Below are 14,175 nucleotides of genomic sequence, written 5' to 3' on the forward strand. Positions count from 1 at the left end.
GGAATAAATTATATCAAATTCGACTCAATGAACTACGTGATTCATTATAAAGGAGGGAAAATTAAAAAAGAAGGAAGAGGATTATCATTCTTCTATTTTTCACCAAACTCATCTATTGTTTCTATCCCAGTACAGAGTAACGATTTTCAATTTGTATTTAATGAAACAACAAAGGATTATCAGGAAGTTACATTACAAGGGCAAGTGACTTATAAGATTGAAAACCCAAAGCAATTAGCAGAAACATTAGATTTTACTGTTAATAAGAAAAAACAATACCTAAAAAATGATTACGAAAAAATTCAACAACGTATAATTAATGAGGCTCAAACTGCAAGTGCATCAATTATTCAACGCTTAAGTTTGAAGGAAGCTCTAAGAAAGTTAGAGGATATTGAAACCGAAATATTCAATAATGTTCAGAAATCAAAAACTGTACAAATGCTTGGATTAGAAATTTTAAGTGTAAACGTACTAGGTGTTACTCCTAATCCAGAAATGGCTAGGGCTTTAGAAGCTCAAATGAGAGAGTCATTACAGAAAGAAGCAGATCAGGCTATTTATGAGCGAAGAAACTTTGCTGTAGAACAAGAGCGCATGATTAAGGAAAGTGAATTGAATACTGAAATAGCTGTAGAAGAGAAGCAAAAGCAAATTGTAGAAAAGAAAATGGAAACAGATGTTGTTAAGCAGCAAAATGAACAGCAGTTAAAAGAAATGGAAATGACTTCTAATATCTCTCTTGAGGAACAGAAAAAAGAACTAATAGATATTCAAGTGACTAACGAGAAGAAAGAAGCTGATGTAAAAGAGTATGTTTTAAATGCGAATTTAAAACCATATAAAGAGTTAGATTGGAAAACGTTAATGGCTATCAGTAATACAGGGAATGACCCTAGTAACAATATTGCTTTAGCTTTTAGAGAGCTTGCTGAAAACGCTGATAAAATAGGTAATCTAAACATTTCTCCTGAATTATTAGATTCTATTGTTAGAAGTAAATCATAAGTAAAATGGAATTCGAACGAGTAATCATAATAAGAGACAAGACAAGGCTTGAGCAATTAATCGAAAGATTTAACTCAAAAGCTCAAGCCAAGTTTTACATAGAGAGGTCTGAAGGTGATTTCGGGTATTATGAACTTGAAAATGACACTTTTTATAAATCACTTTCTGAAATTCAGAAGACGATTTCAAAACACTTGAAGTATAAGGTAATTAACCGTTCGTTTTTACCAACCTATATTTTCACAGAGAAAGATTTAATAGTGGTTATAGGGCAAGATGGATTAGTTGCAAATACAGCTAAGTATATCAACGGATTACCGCTTATAGGTGTAAATCCAGATTCAGAACGCTATGATGGAGTTTTACTAAAGCATACTCCAAATGATCTAGGTTTAGTTATTAAAAATGTTGTTAAAGGCGATTTTAAAACAAAACAGGTAACTATGGCTAAGGCACAATTAAACGATGGTCAGACCTTATTAGCCTTTAACGATTTTTATATTGGAGCAGATTCTCATGTATCTTCAAGATATGATATTGAATTTAAAGGCAAAAAGGAAAGACAATCATCTAGCGGAATTATAGTTTCAACTGGAGCAGGGTCTACAGGTTGGTTAAGCTCTATTTATAATATGGCAAATAATATTAATAGGCATCAAACAAATAAAGAAAGAAGGCAACAATCATTAATTCGTTGGGAAGATGAAAAATTGGTGTTTGTAGTTAGAGAACCTTTTTTAAGCAAGGTCACTCAAACGGATATTGGTTTTGGATTTATAACTAAAAAACAAACTTTAAAAATTGAATCTAATATGCCAACTAAAGGCGTTATTTTTAGTGATGGTATTGAATCTGATTTTTTAAATTTCAATTCTGGAAGTCATGTTGAAATAGGCATTGCAGATGAAAAAGCTAATTTGATAGTATAATATGAAATATAATAGAGAACAATTAATTAGGGGTTTTAAACAGAAGAAGAGAATAAAATATCTTTTCTTTTGGGGGCATACACCTAATAAAGACGGAAGTATAGGTAAAAGTTGTTTTAGTCAATGGTGGGTTGCGCCTTTTAAAGTAAATGATATAGTTTATAAAACTGCTGAACATTGGATGATGGCAGAAAAGGCAAGATTATTCAATGATAATCAAATATTAGAAGAAATTATAAAATCAAATTCACCAATGGAGGCAAAACAGTGGGGAAGAAAAGTAATTGGATTTACTCCAGAGAAATGGAATCAGTATAAATATGAAATTGTAAAACAGGGAAACATTCATAAATTTTCTCAACACCCTGAACTAAAAGAATTTTTGCTCAATACAAAGAATCGAGTTTTGGTTGAAGCAAGTCCAAGAGATAGAATATGGGGAATTGGAATGAGTCAGAATAATGAAAAAGCTGAAAACCCAATTATGTGGAGAGGAGAAAATCTTTTAGGGTTTGCTTTAATGGAAGTTAGAGAAGAATTAATATAAAATGAAAAATATAAATTATTTAAAAGGAGACGCAACTGCTCCACAAATTGAAGGTAATAAAATAATTGTCCATATCTGTAATGATTTGGGCGGTTGGGGCAAAGGATTTGTCCTTGCTATATCTAAGAAGTGGTCTGAACCTGAAAAGGCATATAGACTGTGGTATAAAAATAAGGCTGATAATGATTTTGCTTTAGGCGCGACTCAAGTTATTCAAGTATCGGAAGATATTTTTGTAGGTAATATGATTGCTCAGCAAGGTTTGAAGCGAGTTAACAATATAGCCCCAATTAGATATGAAGCTGTTAAATCTTGCTTGAGTAAGATTGCAATTGAAGCAAGCAAAATAAATGCTAGTATTCATATGCCAAGAATTGGATGCGGATTAGCAGGCGGAAAATGGGAAGAAATAGAGCCTTTAATACTTGAAACCTTATCTAATAATGATATAGAGGTTTATGTTTATGATTTTGGATAAAAATGGAAATAAGAGTTATACAATCTGATATTACAACAATAAAAGCTGATGCTATAGTTAATGCAGCTAACTCTTCATTATTAGGTGGTTCTGGAGTTGATGGGGCAATTCATAGAAAAGGAGGTTCAGAAATTTTGAAAGCTTGTAAAGATATTAGAAACAAGCAAGGAAAATGTAATGTTGGAGAAGCAGTCATTACAACCGCTGGAAATTTGGACGCTAGATATGTAATTCATACCGTTGGTCCTGTTTGGAATCAAGGGGGAAAGGAAAAAGAAATACTTTTAAGTGAATGTTATAATAATACAATGCTTCTGGCTATGGAAAATAACGTTAAGACTGTAGCATTTCCTAATATAAGCACAGGGATTTATAAATTCCCAAAAGATTTAGCAGCTCAAATTGCTATAAATACTATCAAAGAATATAAAGCCCAAGAAATAGTTGAAGAAGTTATTTTTGTTTGTTTTGATAAAGAAAATTACGAATTGTATTATAAAATATTAAACAATAAACATAATTAAAAACCATAAACCTCATCAGCCGTCACACAAAAATCCAATCTAACATCACTTTCATAAACACCTTCAATCTCATCCTCAACATCAAAAAAAGACAATCCAATTTTTATCGTTTCGGGTTTACAATTAGCTAAAAAATTATCATAAAAACCCTTACCATAACCAACACGGTTACCTTGTTTGTCAAACGCTAAAAGAGGCACGAAAACGACATCTAATTTTTTGTTGTCAATTTCTATTCCATCAACAGGTTCGGGGATATTCCAATGATTCTTTTTTATAACCGTACTATCAGTTAAAAGGAAATTAATTAAAGTAGTTGTTTTAAAATCACTTTTAGAAATCACTATGTTTTTATCCTTTCCAGCTAGAATATTTAAAATATAATCAGTGTTAATCTCTTTATGCTCTTCAATAGATAAAAAAATATGATAAAAGGAATGTTCCCAAATGGGTAGTTTTAAGGTTTGGTTTGCAATAGCAATGCTTAAATCGTCTATTTGATTTAAGGTCAAATTCTTGCGAAGAGATTTGTATTTTTTACGTAATTCAGATTTAGTCACTCCTAGCGCTTTAGTTTAGTAGTAATATGAAAAAGCGCATCACCCTGGTATACTATTGGCAATTCGTTTATATTAATAATATACCCTGAGTTTGAAGCTCTGACAAAGTAATTAAATTTACCATAGGGGTCGGTTATATTACCAATAATATCTTCTTTTTTAACTTGAGTGCCAATGGATACAGAGGCTTTAAACATGCCAGAATATTTTGCACGAAGCCATTTGCTTTCATCAATAAAAATACATTCTTTTTTAGGCTTTGAAGATTTAAAAACAGTTTTTAACATGCCTAAGTGTTTTAATATTCGCTTTGAGCCATTAACGCCAGAGTTTGTTACAGCATCATCAATATGAAATGACTTTCCGCCTTCAAAAAGAAGCAACGGCTTATTTAATTTATTACAAGTTGTTCTAAAAGATTTTGATAAGTTTTTAGAATATAAAACAAAAGGAGCACCAAATACTTTTGCTAAATCATCAAGATCTTTATTTTCTTTAGAATACCTAAGTTGAGGTGCATTAAATCGTCCTGAGCCACCAGTATGAAAATCGATAATTAAATCGGCATGTGGTACAACTTCTTTTATAAGTTTGTAAGCCACTCTACTTGCTAGAGATCCATTTGGACTACCAGGAAATACACGGTTTAAATCACGACCATCAGGAAATTCACGCTTTAAGTTAATAAAGCCAAAAATATTGATAACTGGTATACAAATAATAGTGCCACATTTAGGTTTGTTAATGCCTTTAGCAATAAGTTGCCTTACAATTTCAACACCATTTACTTCATCACCATGTATACTTGCAGTGAATAAAACTGTTGGTCCTGGCTTTTTAGAGCGTTCAATAATTACAGGAACATTTACAGGTGTTGAGGTATGCAAGTTGGCGACATCAAAATTCACTTCTTTGCTTTCTCCAGGTTCAATGTGTTCTCCTAAAATTATTAATGTATCGTTTTCTTTATTGAGCATTTATTTTCGGTTACGTTCAATAAAAGTAATTATAGCTTTGGCAATATTTCTTCCTGTAGCACTTTCAATACCTTCTAGTCCAGGGGTAGAATTTACTTCGAGTAATAAAGGTCCACGTGCCGATTGCAACATGTCTACACCACAAACAGGAAGTTTTAAAGCGCGAGAAGCATTCATAGCAACACGTAATTCATCTTCATTAAGTTTTACGATTTCAGCAGAACCACCTCGGTGTAAATTTGAACGAAATTCGCCTTCTTTCCCTTGTCGTTTCATAGCACCAACTACATGTCCATCAACTACCAATGCACGTAAATCGGCTCCTTTAGCTTCAGCTATATATTCTTGTACTAAAGCCCTTGCTTGCAATCCGTTAAAAGCTTCTAAAACAGATTCGGCCGCATTTTTTGTTTCAGCTAAAACAACACCTAAGCCTTGTGTGCCTTCAAGAAGTTTAATAATTACTGGAGTACCTCCAACATGCGAAATCACCTCTTCCACATCGCGAGAATAATTAGTAAACACCGTTTTAGGCATACCAATTCGTGCTTTAGAAAGTCTTTGAAAACTCCTTAATTTGTCTCTTGATCGAATAATAGCATCAGAAGTTACAGTTGTAAAAACATTCATCATTTCAAACTGCCTAACCACTGCACAACCAAAAAAGGTTACAGATGCACCAATTCGGGGTATAATAGCATCAACATAATCTAAATAACGATCTTGATAGTATATAGAAGGTTTTTCTTTTTCAATAATAAGGTCGCATTTTAGAGGGTCTATAACCTCTATCATATGACCGCGCTTTTCACCTTCTTCTACAAGCCTGCTAGTAGAATAAAGATTTTCATTACGAGAAAGAATAACTATGTTCACTTACTTTTATAATGAGTATAATAGTTGCAATATACTAAAAAAGCATATCTAATTTTTAGTATTTCGTTAATTAGTATACCTTTGATATAATGAGTAAACCTACCTTAGAAATACAATTAAAAACCTTACCAAATGAGCCAGGGGTGTATCAGTATTTTGATGCTGATGACACGATTATTTATGTAGGAAAAGCAAAAAACTTAAAGAAAAGGGTAAGTTCCTATTTTACTAAAACACACGAAAATGGAAAAACGCGTGTATTAGTTAAAAAAATTGCAAGAATAAAACATATAGTTGTTGAGACTGAAACGGATGCTTTGTTACTTGAAAACAACCTAATTAAAAAACATAAACCGCGTTATAATGTATTGTTGAAAGATGACAAATCGTACCCGTGGATTTGCATAAAAAAGGAGCGTTTTCCAAGAGTGTTTTCTACACGACGTGTTTTTAAAGATGGAGGCGAATATTTTGGACCTTACACTAGCGTAAAAACAGTACATACGTTGTTAGATTTAATAAAAGGTTTGTATAATTTAAGAACTTGTAATTATCATTTATCCGAAGAAAAAATACAAGCAGGAAAATATAAAGTATGCTTAGAATACCATTTAGGGAATTGCAAAGGGGCTTGCGAAGGTTTAGAAACAGAAGCTGAATACAATGAAAATATAAAAGCCATTCGTGAGATTTTAAAAGGAAATTTTAAAGACTCTTTAGCACAATTTAAAACGCAGATGCGTGGTTTTGCAGACGCAATGCAATTTGAAGATGCTCAAAAAATGAAAGAAAAAATTGAGGTTTTAGAAAACTACCAAGCAAAATCTACTATTGTAAACCCTAAAATTAGCAATGTAGATGTGTTTTCTATAATGAGTGACGAAAGTTATGGTTACGTTAATTTTTTACAATTGTCATATGGTTCTATTATTCGATCACATACTTTAGAGATAAAAAAGAAGCTAGACGAAACCGATTTGCAATTGTTGCAATTGGCTATAACTGAAATACGTCAACGTTTCCATTCAAAATCAAAAGAAGTTTATGTGCCATTTAAAGTCGATTTAGGAGAAGGTGTTAAAGTAACCATCCCAAAATTAGGAGATAAAAAGCATATTTTAGATTTATCGCTTCGTAACGCAAAGTATTTTAGAATGGAGCGTTTTAAACAGGATAAAATTGTAGATCCTGATAGACATGTAAATCGTATTATGGCACAAATGAAAGCAGATTTACGTTTATCAGAAGAACCACGACATATTGAATGTTTCGATAATAGTAACATACAGGGCACTCACCCAGTGGCGGCATGTGTGGTATTTAAAAACGGAAAGCCTAGTAAAAAAGACTATCGCCATTTTAATATAAAAACAGTTGAAGGACCAGATGATTTTGCATCGATGGAAGAGGTGGTTTACCGCAGATACAAAAGATTGTTAGATGAAAAGCAGCAATTACCACATCTTATTATTATTGATGGCGGGAAGGGGCAGTTATCATCAGCTTTAAAAAGTTTAGATGCATTAAAATTAAGAGGAAAAATTGCAATTATTGGAATTGCAAAACGTTTAGAAGAATTGTTCTATCCAAATGATCCAATTCCCTTATATTTAGATAAAAAAAGCGAGACCCTAAAAATTATTCAACAACTGCGTAATGAAGCGCATCGTTTTGGGATAGAGCATCACCGAAATAAACGTAGTAAAACAGCGTTAAATACAGAGCTTGAAACCATACCAGGTATTGGAGAAAAAACGGTGGTAGAGTTGTTAAAACATTTTAAATCGGCTAAACGAGTTGCCAATGCAAAGTTGGATGAATTAGAGGCTGTAGTTGGTGTTTCTAGGGCTGAAAAGGTTTATAATTATTATCATGGGAAGGAATAAAATAGTATTATTATCGATTGTTATTTTGCTAGGATTTTTATTTCCATTCATTTCTTATTTTGTAATAATTGAAATGTTTTTTCTTTTGATTCCTTTAGGAGTTTTATTTGTAATTAGTGCAATTTATCTAGTTATTAGTCTTTTGAAAAAAAGTTTTAATAATAAGAAAGCTTTTTTTGTATTTTCTATAATACCGATTTTCATTTTATCTCAAATTATTTCGGTATTTACAGTTGATAAAATACAAAAGTTAAGAAGTGAAAGAATTATTTCTGAGATTGAAAAAACAAAATCTCAAACTGGATATTTTCCTGAGGAATTTGATATATCTATGGGTATTGAATATAATTTAATAGAAGAAGGAGAAAGTTATACACTTGAGCATTCAAGAGGGTTTTTTGAAATAGAAAGATACTATTCGGATAGTAAAAATTGGCAAAGCTTTGGTTTTGATCATTAAAAAAACAATAACTTGAAAAAAACAACAATCATATTAGCCCTATTCTTAATTGCTTCACTTTCCGCGAAAGCGCAAAATGAGGACACAAAAAAACACGATGTAAAAGTTGGTTTAGTGTTAAGTGGTGGAGGCGCAAAAGGACTTGCACATATTGGTGTACTTAAAATTATTGATAGCTTAGGTGTTAAGGTCGATTATATTGCTGGCACAAGTATGGGTGCTATTATAGGGTCGTTATACGCATCAGGTTACACAGGAAATCAATTAGATTCCATCTTTAAAAAAGTAGATTTCGATAAAATTATAAGTGATGATTTACCGCGATCGTCTAAAGCATTTTATGAACGCAATAACTCTGAAAAATATGCTTTAACATTGCCTTTTGATAAACTAAAAATTAAATTACCATCGGCACTTTCAAGAGGGCAAAACACTTATAGTTTACTATCTAAATTAACATTACACGTTAGCGATATTGAAGATTTTAGTAAGTTACCCATTCCTTTTTTTTGTATTGGTACTAATATAGAAACTGGCAAAGCGGTGATGCTAGATAAAGGCAATTTAACACAATCTGTAATGGCAAGCGGAGCTTTTCCGTCGTTATTTCAACCCGTTGAAATAAATGGCCAAATACTAATTGATGGAGGGGTTGCAAATAATTATCCTATTGATGAACTCAAAGCAAAAGGGATGGACATTATTATTGGTGTTGACGTTCAAGATGGGTTAGCCAATAGAGAAGAATTGACCTCTGCACCTGAAGTTTTGCTGCAAATCAACAACTTTAGGACGATTAAGGATATGAAACTAAAGTCTAAAAAAACCGACATTTATATAAAGCCAGATATTACAGATTTTACGGTAGTGTCTTTTAGCGAAGGCGAAAAGATTATAAAGCGAGGAGAAACAGCAGCAAAATTAAAAGCTTATGCTTTAAAAGATTTATCTAAATATGATAAGGACAAGCCTAAGTTTAAAATAAATTTACATACTCAAGATTCCATTAGAATTAATTCGGTTAACCTAAGCGGAAATAAGAAATACACCCGTGCCTATGTTTTAGGGAAACTTAGATTGAAATTGAATGAAAATATTGATTTTAAAGATTTTTACAAAGGCGTTAACAATTTAGTAGCAACCAATAACTTTGATTCGTTTCAATATAAGTTTAACAAATCTCAATATAGTGATGGTTATGATTTGGAGGCTACTGTTAAGGAAACAGGTATTACTACATTTTTAAAATTAGGATTGCATTATGATGGCTTATACAAAAGTGCAGCACTAGTTAATGTAACAAAAAAGAGGTTTCTTTTTGATAACGATATAGCATCATTAGATTTGGTTTTTGGAGATAATGTACGCTACAATTTTGAGTATTTAATTGATAAAGGTTTTTATTGGAGTATTGGTATTAGGTCAAGATTAAATCAGTTTCATAAAAACATTAATGCAGAATTGTTTTTTGATGATGATCAAATCATAATGACCGGATTAAACAAAATTGATGTTGAACTTCATGATCAAACCAACCAGTTTTATTTGCAAACGTTGTTTAAAAAAGACTTTGCATTTAGTGTTGGAGCAGAACATAAACGACTTGAGGTAAAATCTGAAACGATAACCACAAACAACAACGAATCTGTATTTGAAAACACAGACTATTTTAGTGTTTTTGGAAATTTAAAGTTAGATACTTATGATAATAAGTATTTCCCAAAACGAGGAGTGTATTTTAATGGTGATATACATATGTATTTATTATCGTCAAGCTTTAATACAGATTTTGAAGACTTTTCTATAGCTAAAGCAGATTTAGGGTATGCGTTTAGTCTTTCTGATAATCTTGCCTTTAATTTAAAAGTAAGTGGAGGGTTCAAATTAGGCGATAAATCTACACAAGCTTTAGATTTTGCACTTGGAGGATATGGTAATAATTTAATAAACAACTTCATTCCATTTTTAGGGTACGATTTTATATCCCTTGTTGGGAATAGTTATGTTAAAGCATCTTTTAGTGCAGATTACGAAGTATTTAAAAACCATCATATTACTGCTGAAGCAAATTGGGCCAATGTAGATGATGACATTTTTGAAAGCGGTGAGTGGTTTACGCTTCCTGATTATCGTGGATATGCTTTGGGTTATGCCATTGACACTTTCATTGGACCAATTCAAGGCAAGTTTAGTTATTCGCCAGAACAAAAACAAAGTGTTTGGTTTTTTAATGTAGGTTTTTGGTTTTAAGCACGTTTTTAAAAGTCGTTAATTTTAACGATATTTGTAACGATATGAAACCTTTTTGGAAAGACTTATTATCATTTCTACACTATCTCATCAAGAGAAATCCTGAGTGAGCTGGCATTATTGTATCTTTATGTAACTTTTTAAAGTTTAAAGCATTGCGCTTCTAGCTTTTAATTATTAACTTTTTAATTTTAAAGAAAATGCCTTTTTATCATAAATTAGGAAATATTCCGCATAAACGTCATATTCAATTTAGAAAACCAGACGGGAGCTTGTATTACGAGCAATTGTTTGGCACCATTGGGTTTGATGGGATGTCAACAAATAGTTATCACGAACAGCGTCCAACACAAGTAAAAGAAATAAAAAAGCAATACAGTGTTGCACCTAAAATTGCATTAAAAAACAATCTAAAATCATACCGTTTAAAAGGGTTTCAAGTAAAACCTGAAAACGATTTTTTAGAAAGCCGAAAAACAGTATTAATAAACAGCGATTGTGCTATAATATTGGCAGCGCCTAAACAGTCAACAGAGAATTATTTCTATAAAAATACGGACGCCGACGAGCTTATTTTTATTCATAAAGGAACGGGGAAGTTACGTACCATGTTAGGAAATCTTGATTTTAAGTACGGAGATTATCTTTTAGTTCCAAGAGGAATTATTTATAAAATAGATTTTGATACCGAAGATAACAGACTTTTTATAGTAGAATCTCGCCGCCCAATTTACACCCCAAAACGTTACCGAAATTGGTTTGGGCAACTATTAGAGCATTCACCATTTTGCGAACGAGATATTCGCCAACCTCAAGAATTAGAAACCTATAACGAATCAGGAGAATTTCTAATTAAAGTAAAAAAGCAAGATGATATTATAGAAATGGTTTATGCATCTCACCCATTCGATGTAATTGGTTATGATGGGTATAACTATCCGTATGCTTTTTCAATTCACGATTTTGAGCCTATAACTGGTCGTATTCATCAACCGCCACCAGTACACCAAACCTTTGAAACCGATGCTTTTGTAGTATGTAGTTTTGTACCTAGGTTGTATGATTATCATCCGCAATCTATTCCAGCACCATATAATCATAGTAATATTGATAGTGATGAAGTGTTGTATTATGTAGATGGTGATTTTATGAGTAGAAACGATGTAGATGCAGGTCATATTTCTCTGCATCCAGCAGGTATTCCACACGGGCCACACCCAGGAGCAGCAGAACGTAGTATTGGAAAAACTAAAACCGACGAATTGGCTGTTATGGTTGATACTTTTAAGCCTTTAATGGTTACTGAAGAAGCTATGAAAATAGCCGATGATAGTTATCATAAATCTTGGCTAGAATAATTTTTGTTAGAAGCTATTTCCTGCTTTTCACTATATCTTTTGCAAAAAAGCAAAAGGATGTCGTTTCAATCAGGGCTAAAAAACAAGAGTTAAGTTTTAAACTTATAAATAAAAAATTAAACTCATCAACAAATAAATTTTAAGAAAATGAGTAAAGAAATAAAATCAGTAAACTACGGTTTAGAAAAAATATTTGAAGGCGCACAAGACTTTTTACCGCTTTTAGGAACAGATTACATAGAGTTTTATGTAGGTAATGCAAAACAAGCAGCACATTTTTATAAAACAGCATTTGGGTTTCAATCATTAGCCTATGCAGGTTTAGAAACTGGTGTTAAAGACCGTGCTAGTTATGTTTTAAAACAAGATAAAATACGTTTAGTGTTAACAACACCATTAAATAGTAGCTCGCCAATAAATGAGCATTTAGTAAAACACGGCGATGGTGTTAAAGTAGTGGCGCTTTGGGTAGAAGATGCGACAAAAGCATATCAAGAAACAACCAGTCGAGGAGCAAAATCGTTTATGGAACCTCAAGTGGAAAAAGACGAGCATGGAGAAGTTGTTAGAGCTGGAATACACACTTATGGGGAAACGGTTCATATTTTTGTAGAACGCAAAAACTATAGTGGTGTATTTTTACCAGGCTATAAAACTTGGAATTCAGACTATAACCCAACACCAGTAGGTCTAAAGTTTATAGACCATATGGTAGGTAATGTAGGATGGGGAGAAATGAATCAATGGGTAAAATGGTATGAAGACGTTATGGGCTTCGAAAACTTTTTATCGTTTGATGATACACAAATTCACACTGAATATTCAGCGTTAATGAGTAAAGTAATGAGTAACGGTAACGGACGCATAAAATTTCCAATAAATGAACCAGCAGAAGGTAAAAAGAAATCTCAAATAGAAGAGTATTTAGATTTTTATGAAGGCCCTGGAGTACAACACATAGCTGTAGCTACAGATGATATTATAAACACCGTATCTCAATTAAGAGCTAGAGGAATTGAGTTTTTATCTACACCACCTGAAGAATATTATAAAGCTGTTCCAGGTAGGTTAGATGAATATAGCCATGAATTACGTGAAGATATAGAAACTTTAAAAAGCTTAGGTATTATGATTGATGCTGATGAAGAAGGGTATTTACTTCAAATATTTACAAAACCTGTGGAAGACAGACCAACGCTATTCTTTGAAATTATACAACGTATGGGAGCAAGAGGTTTTGGAGCTGGAAACTTTAAAGCGCTTTTTGAGTCTATTGAAAGAGAACAAGCCAATAGAGGAACACTCTAGTAGAAATTTATATTCCATTAAAGACAGGAATTTAAAACATTTTAAAAACTCCATCATTTTTTTGATGGAGTTTTTTGTTTTTCTGTAACAAATAAACGTTAAGAACTTCTTATAATAAAGGGGCTGTATAAAGATTTTTTATATTTTTGGAACAGTAATTGTAATTTCTTGCATACAACAATAAATGTTAGCCCAAAGAGTTACATTATCAATTACCCAATAAAGCATGAATAAATTACTACTTATATTAATAACATTAGGCGTAATGCAAGCTTCTTTTTCTCAGCAAGAACCTGCATTTGGCGATGGAGAATGGTTTAAATTCAAAATGAGTTATAGTGGCTTTTTAAAAGCAGGAAACGCTACACTTACTGTTAAAGATGCAAAATTAAATAACAAAGAAGTTTTCCATGTAGTTGGCAAAGGCTGGACTACAGGTATGATAAAATGGTTTTTTAAAGTTAAGGATAGATACGAAAGCTATTTTGACAAAAAAACGATTATGCCCTACAAGTTTGTTAGAAATATAGATGAAGGTGGGCATAAAAAAGATATTGAAATAGAGTTTGACCAAGAAAACAATAAAGCTCATGTTAATAATAAGAAGCATAAAACCAAAAAGACTATAGATACTAAGCCTAATATTCAGGATATGGTGTCAACATATTATTATTTACGTAATAGCATTGATATAACTAAGTTAAAAGTTGGAGATGAGTTTAAAGTTGATATGTTTTTTGATGAAGAAAATTATGGATTTAAACTACAATACCTAGGAGAAGAAATTATTAAAATGGAAAATGGGCAAAAAGTTGAAGCTTTAATATTTAGGCCATATGTGTTGGCAGGCCGTGTTTTTAAAGAAGAAGAAAGCTTAACGCTTTGGGTGTCAAAAGACAAAAATAAAGTACCTTTGCGTATTAAAGCAGATTTGGCTGTAGGCTCCTTAAGAGCAGACCTTGAAGCTTATAAAGGATTAAAACACCCTTTCAGAATAGTTGTAGAAAATTAAAG

General features: G+C 32.1%; 14 protein-coding genes. 11 read left to right on the forward strand and 3 right to left on the reverse strand.

Annotation, left to right across the window (positions count from 1 at the left end):
* Positions 1-27: 27 nt before the first annotated feature.
* The 5 genes from M3P09_RS01820 to M3P09_RS01840 are packed head-to-tail and all read left to right on the forward strand — an operon-like array spanning position 28 to position 3,486.
* Positions 28-1,008, forward strand: a complete 981-nt coding sequence (locus tag M3P09_RS01820; RefSeq protein ID WP_249971806.1) for an SPFH domain-containing protein — start codon at positions 28-30, stop codon at positions 1,006-1,008.
* Between the two features lie 5 nt (positions 1,009-1,013).
* Positions 1,014-1,937, forward strand: coding sequence for an NAD(+)/NADH kinase (locus M3P09_RS01825; RefSeq protein WP_249971807.1), 924 nt, complete (start codon positions 1,014-1,016; stop codon positions 1,935-1,937).
* Position 1,938: 1 nt separating this feature from the next.
* Positions 1,939-2,484 (forward strand): riboflavin biosynthesis intermediates N-glycosidase, encoded by a 546-nt coding sequence (gene ybiA / locus M3P09_RS01830; protein ID WP_249971808.1) that lies wholly within the window; start codon positions 1,939-1,941, stop codon positions 2,482-2,484.
* Between the two features lies 1 nt (position 2,485).
* Positions 2,486-2,962, forward strand: a complete 477-nt coding sequence (locus M3P09_RS01835; protein ID WP_099564912.1) for a macro domain-containing protein — start codon at positions 2,486-2,488, stop codon at positions 2,960-2,962.
* Between the two features lie 2 nt (positions 2,963-2,964).
* Entirely contained in the window at positions 2,965-3,486 is a 522-nt protein-coding gene (locus M3P09_RS01840; protein WP_099564911.1) for an O-acetyl-ADP-ribose deacetylase, read from the forward strand.
* On the opposite strand, the gene M3P09_RS01845 is transcribed toward M3P09_RS01840, so the two are convergent.
* Genes M3P09_RS01845 through rimK form a run of 3 tightly spaced genes read right to left on the reverse strand, consistent with a single transcriptional unit; the run spans position 3,483 to position 5,899 of the window.
* Positions 3,483-4,046 carry a 5-formyltetrahydrofolate cyclo-ligase gene (locus M3P09_RS01845; protein ID WP_249971809.1) on the reverse strand — a complete coding sequence of 188 codons (564 nt, stop codon included), beginning with the start codon at positions 4,044-4,046 and terminating at the stop codon, positions 3,483-3,485. The two genes, M3P09_RS01840 and M3P09_RS01845, sit on opposite strands and share 4 nt — an antisense overlap.
* Positions 4,047-4,048: 2 nt before the next feature.
* Positions 4,049-5,023 carry a succinylglutamate desuccinylase/aspartoacylase family protein gene (locus M3P09_RS01850; RefSeq protein WP_249971810.1) on the reverse strand — a complete coding sequence of 325 codons (975 nt, stop codon included), beginning with the start codon at positions 5,021-5,023 and terminating at the stop codon, positions 4,049-4,051.
* Positions 5,024-5,899 carry a 30S ribosomal protein S6--L-glutamate ligase gene (gene rimK, locus M3P09_RS01855; RefSeq protein WP_099564908.1) on the reverse strand — a complete coding sequence of 292 codons (876 nt, stop codon included), beginning with the start codon at positions 5,897-5,899 and terminating at the stop codon, positions 5,024-5,026.
* An 89-nt stretch (positions 5,900-5,988) separates the two neighbouring features.
* Here rimK and uvrC point away from each other — a divergent pair, with 89 nt between their 5' ends.
* From uvrC to M3P09_RS01885, 6 genes are all read left to right on the forward strand, one after another.
* Positions 5,989-7,785, forward strand: coding sequence for an excinuclease ABC subunit UvrC (gene uvrC, locus M3P09_RS01860; RefSeq protein ID WP_249971811.1), 1,797 nt, complete (start codon positions 5,989-5,991; stop codon positions 7,783-7,785).
* Complete coding sequence (locus M3P09_RS01865; protein WP_249971812.1) at positions 7,772-8,245, forward strand: hypothetical protein; 474 nt, start codon at positions 7,772-7,774, stop codon at positions 8,243-8,245. The genes uvrC and M3P09_RS01865 overlap by 14 nt, the downstream gene beginning before the upstream one ends.
* Before the next feature lie 12 nt (positions 8,246-8,257).
* The gene (locus M3P09_RS01870) at positions 8,258-10,495 is read left to right on the forward strand and encodes a patatin-like phospholipase family protein (RefSeq protein WP_249971813.1); all 2,238 of its coding nucleotides are present in this window, start codon (positions 8,258-8,260) and stop codon (positions 10,493-10,495) included.
* Positions 10,496-10,695: 200 nt separating this feature from the next.
* Positions 10,696-11,853, forward strand: a complete 1,158-nt coding sequence (locus M3P09_RS01875) for a homogentisate 1,2-dioxygenase (protein WP_249971814.1) — start codon at positions 10,696-10,698, stop codon at positions 11,851-11,853.
* Between the two features lie 147 nt (positions 11,854-12,000).
* Complete coding sequence (gene hppD, locus M3P09_RS01880; RefSeq protein WP_099564903.1) at positions 12,001-13,161, forward strand: 4-hydroxyphenylpyruvate dioxygenase; 1,161 nt, start codon at positions 12,001-12,003, stop codon at positions 13,159-13,161.
* 226 nt (positions 13,162-13,387) lie between these two features.
* Positions 13,388-14,173 carry a DUF3108 domain-containing protein gene (locus M3P09_RS01885; RefSeq protein ID WP_199099694.1) on the forward strand — a complete coding sequence of 262 codons (786 nt, stop codon included), beginning with the start codon at positions 13,388-13,390 and terminating at the stop codon, positions 14,171-14,173.
* Positions 14,174-14,175: the final 2 nt, after the last annotated feature.

Origin of the sequence: Jejuia spongiicola, assembly GCF_023502325.1 — a bacterium.
Taxonomy (GTDB): Bacteria; Bacteroidota; Bacteroidia; order Flavobacteriales; family Flavobacteriaceae; genus Wocania_A; species Wocania_A spongiicola.

What these genes read in the sequence shown, in the direction of transcription:
- uvrC (WP_249971811.1), top strand. Translation starts at nt 5,989, where the DNA reads ATGAGTAAACCTACCTTAGAAATACAATTAAAAACCTTACCAAATGAG.
- M3P09_RS01885 (WP_199099694.1), top strand. Translation starts at nt 13,388, where the DNA reads ATGAATAAATTACTACTTATATTAATAACATTAGGCGTAATGCAAGCT.
- M3P09_RS01875 (WP_249971814.1), top strand. Translation starts at nt 10,696, where the DNA reads ATGCCTTTTTATCATAAATTAGGAAATATTCCGCATAAACGTCATATT.
- M3P09_RS01825 (WP_249971807.1), top strand. Translation starts at nt 1,014, where the DNA reads ATGGAATTCGAACGAGTAATCATAATAAGAGACAAGACAAGGCTTGAG.
- hppD (WP_099564903.1), top strand. Translation starts at nt 12,001, where the DNA reads ATGAGTAAAGAAATAAAATCAGTAAACTACGGTTTAGAAAAAATATTT.
- ybiA (WP_249971808.1), top strand. Translation starts at nt 1,939, where the DNA reads ATGAAATATAATAGAGAACAATTAATTAGGGGTTTTAAACAGAAGAAG.
- M3P09_RS01840 (WP_099564911.1), top strand. Translation starts at nt 2,965, where the DNA reads ATGGAAATAAGAGTTATACAATCTGATATTACAACAATAAAAGCTGAT.
- M3P09_RS01850 (WP_249971810.1), bottom strand. Translation starts at nt 5,023, where the DNA reads ATGCTCAATAAAGAAAACGATACATTAATAATTTTAGGAGAACACATT.
- M3P09_RS01820 (WP_249971806.1), top strand. Translation starts at nt 28, where the DNA reads ATGAACTACGTGATTCATTATAAAGGAGGGAAAATTAAAAAAGAAGGA.
- M3P09_RS01865 (WP_249971812.1), top strand. Translation starts at nt 7,772, where the DNA reads ATGGGAAGGAATAAAATAGTATTATTATCGATTGTTATTTTGCTAGGA.
- M3P09_RS01835 (WP_099564912.1), top strand. Translation starts at nt 2,486, where the DNA reads ATGAAAAATATAAATTATTTAAAAGGAGACGCAACTGCTCCACAAATT.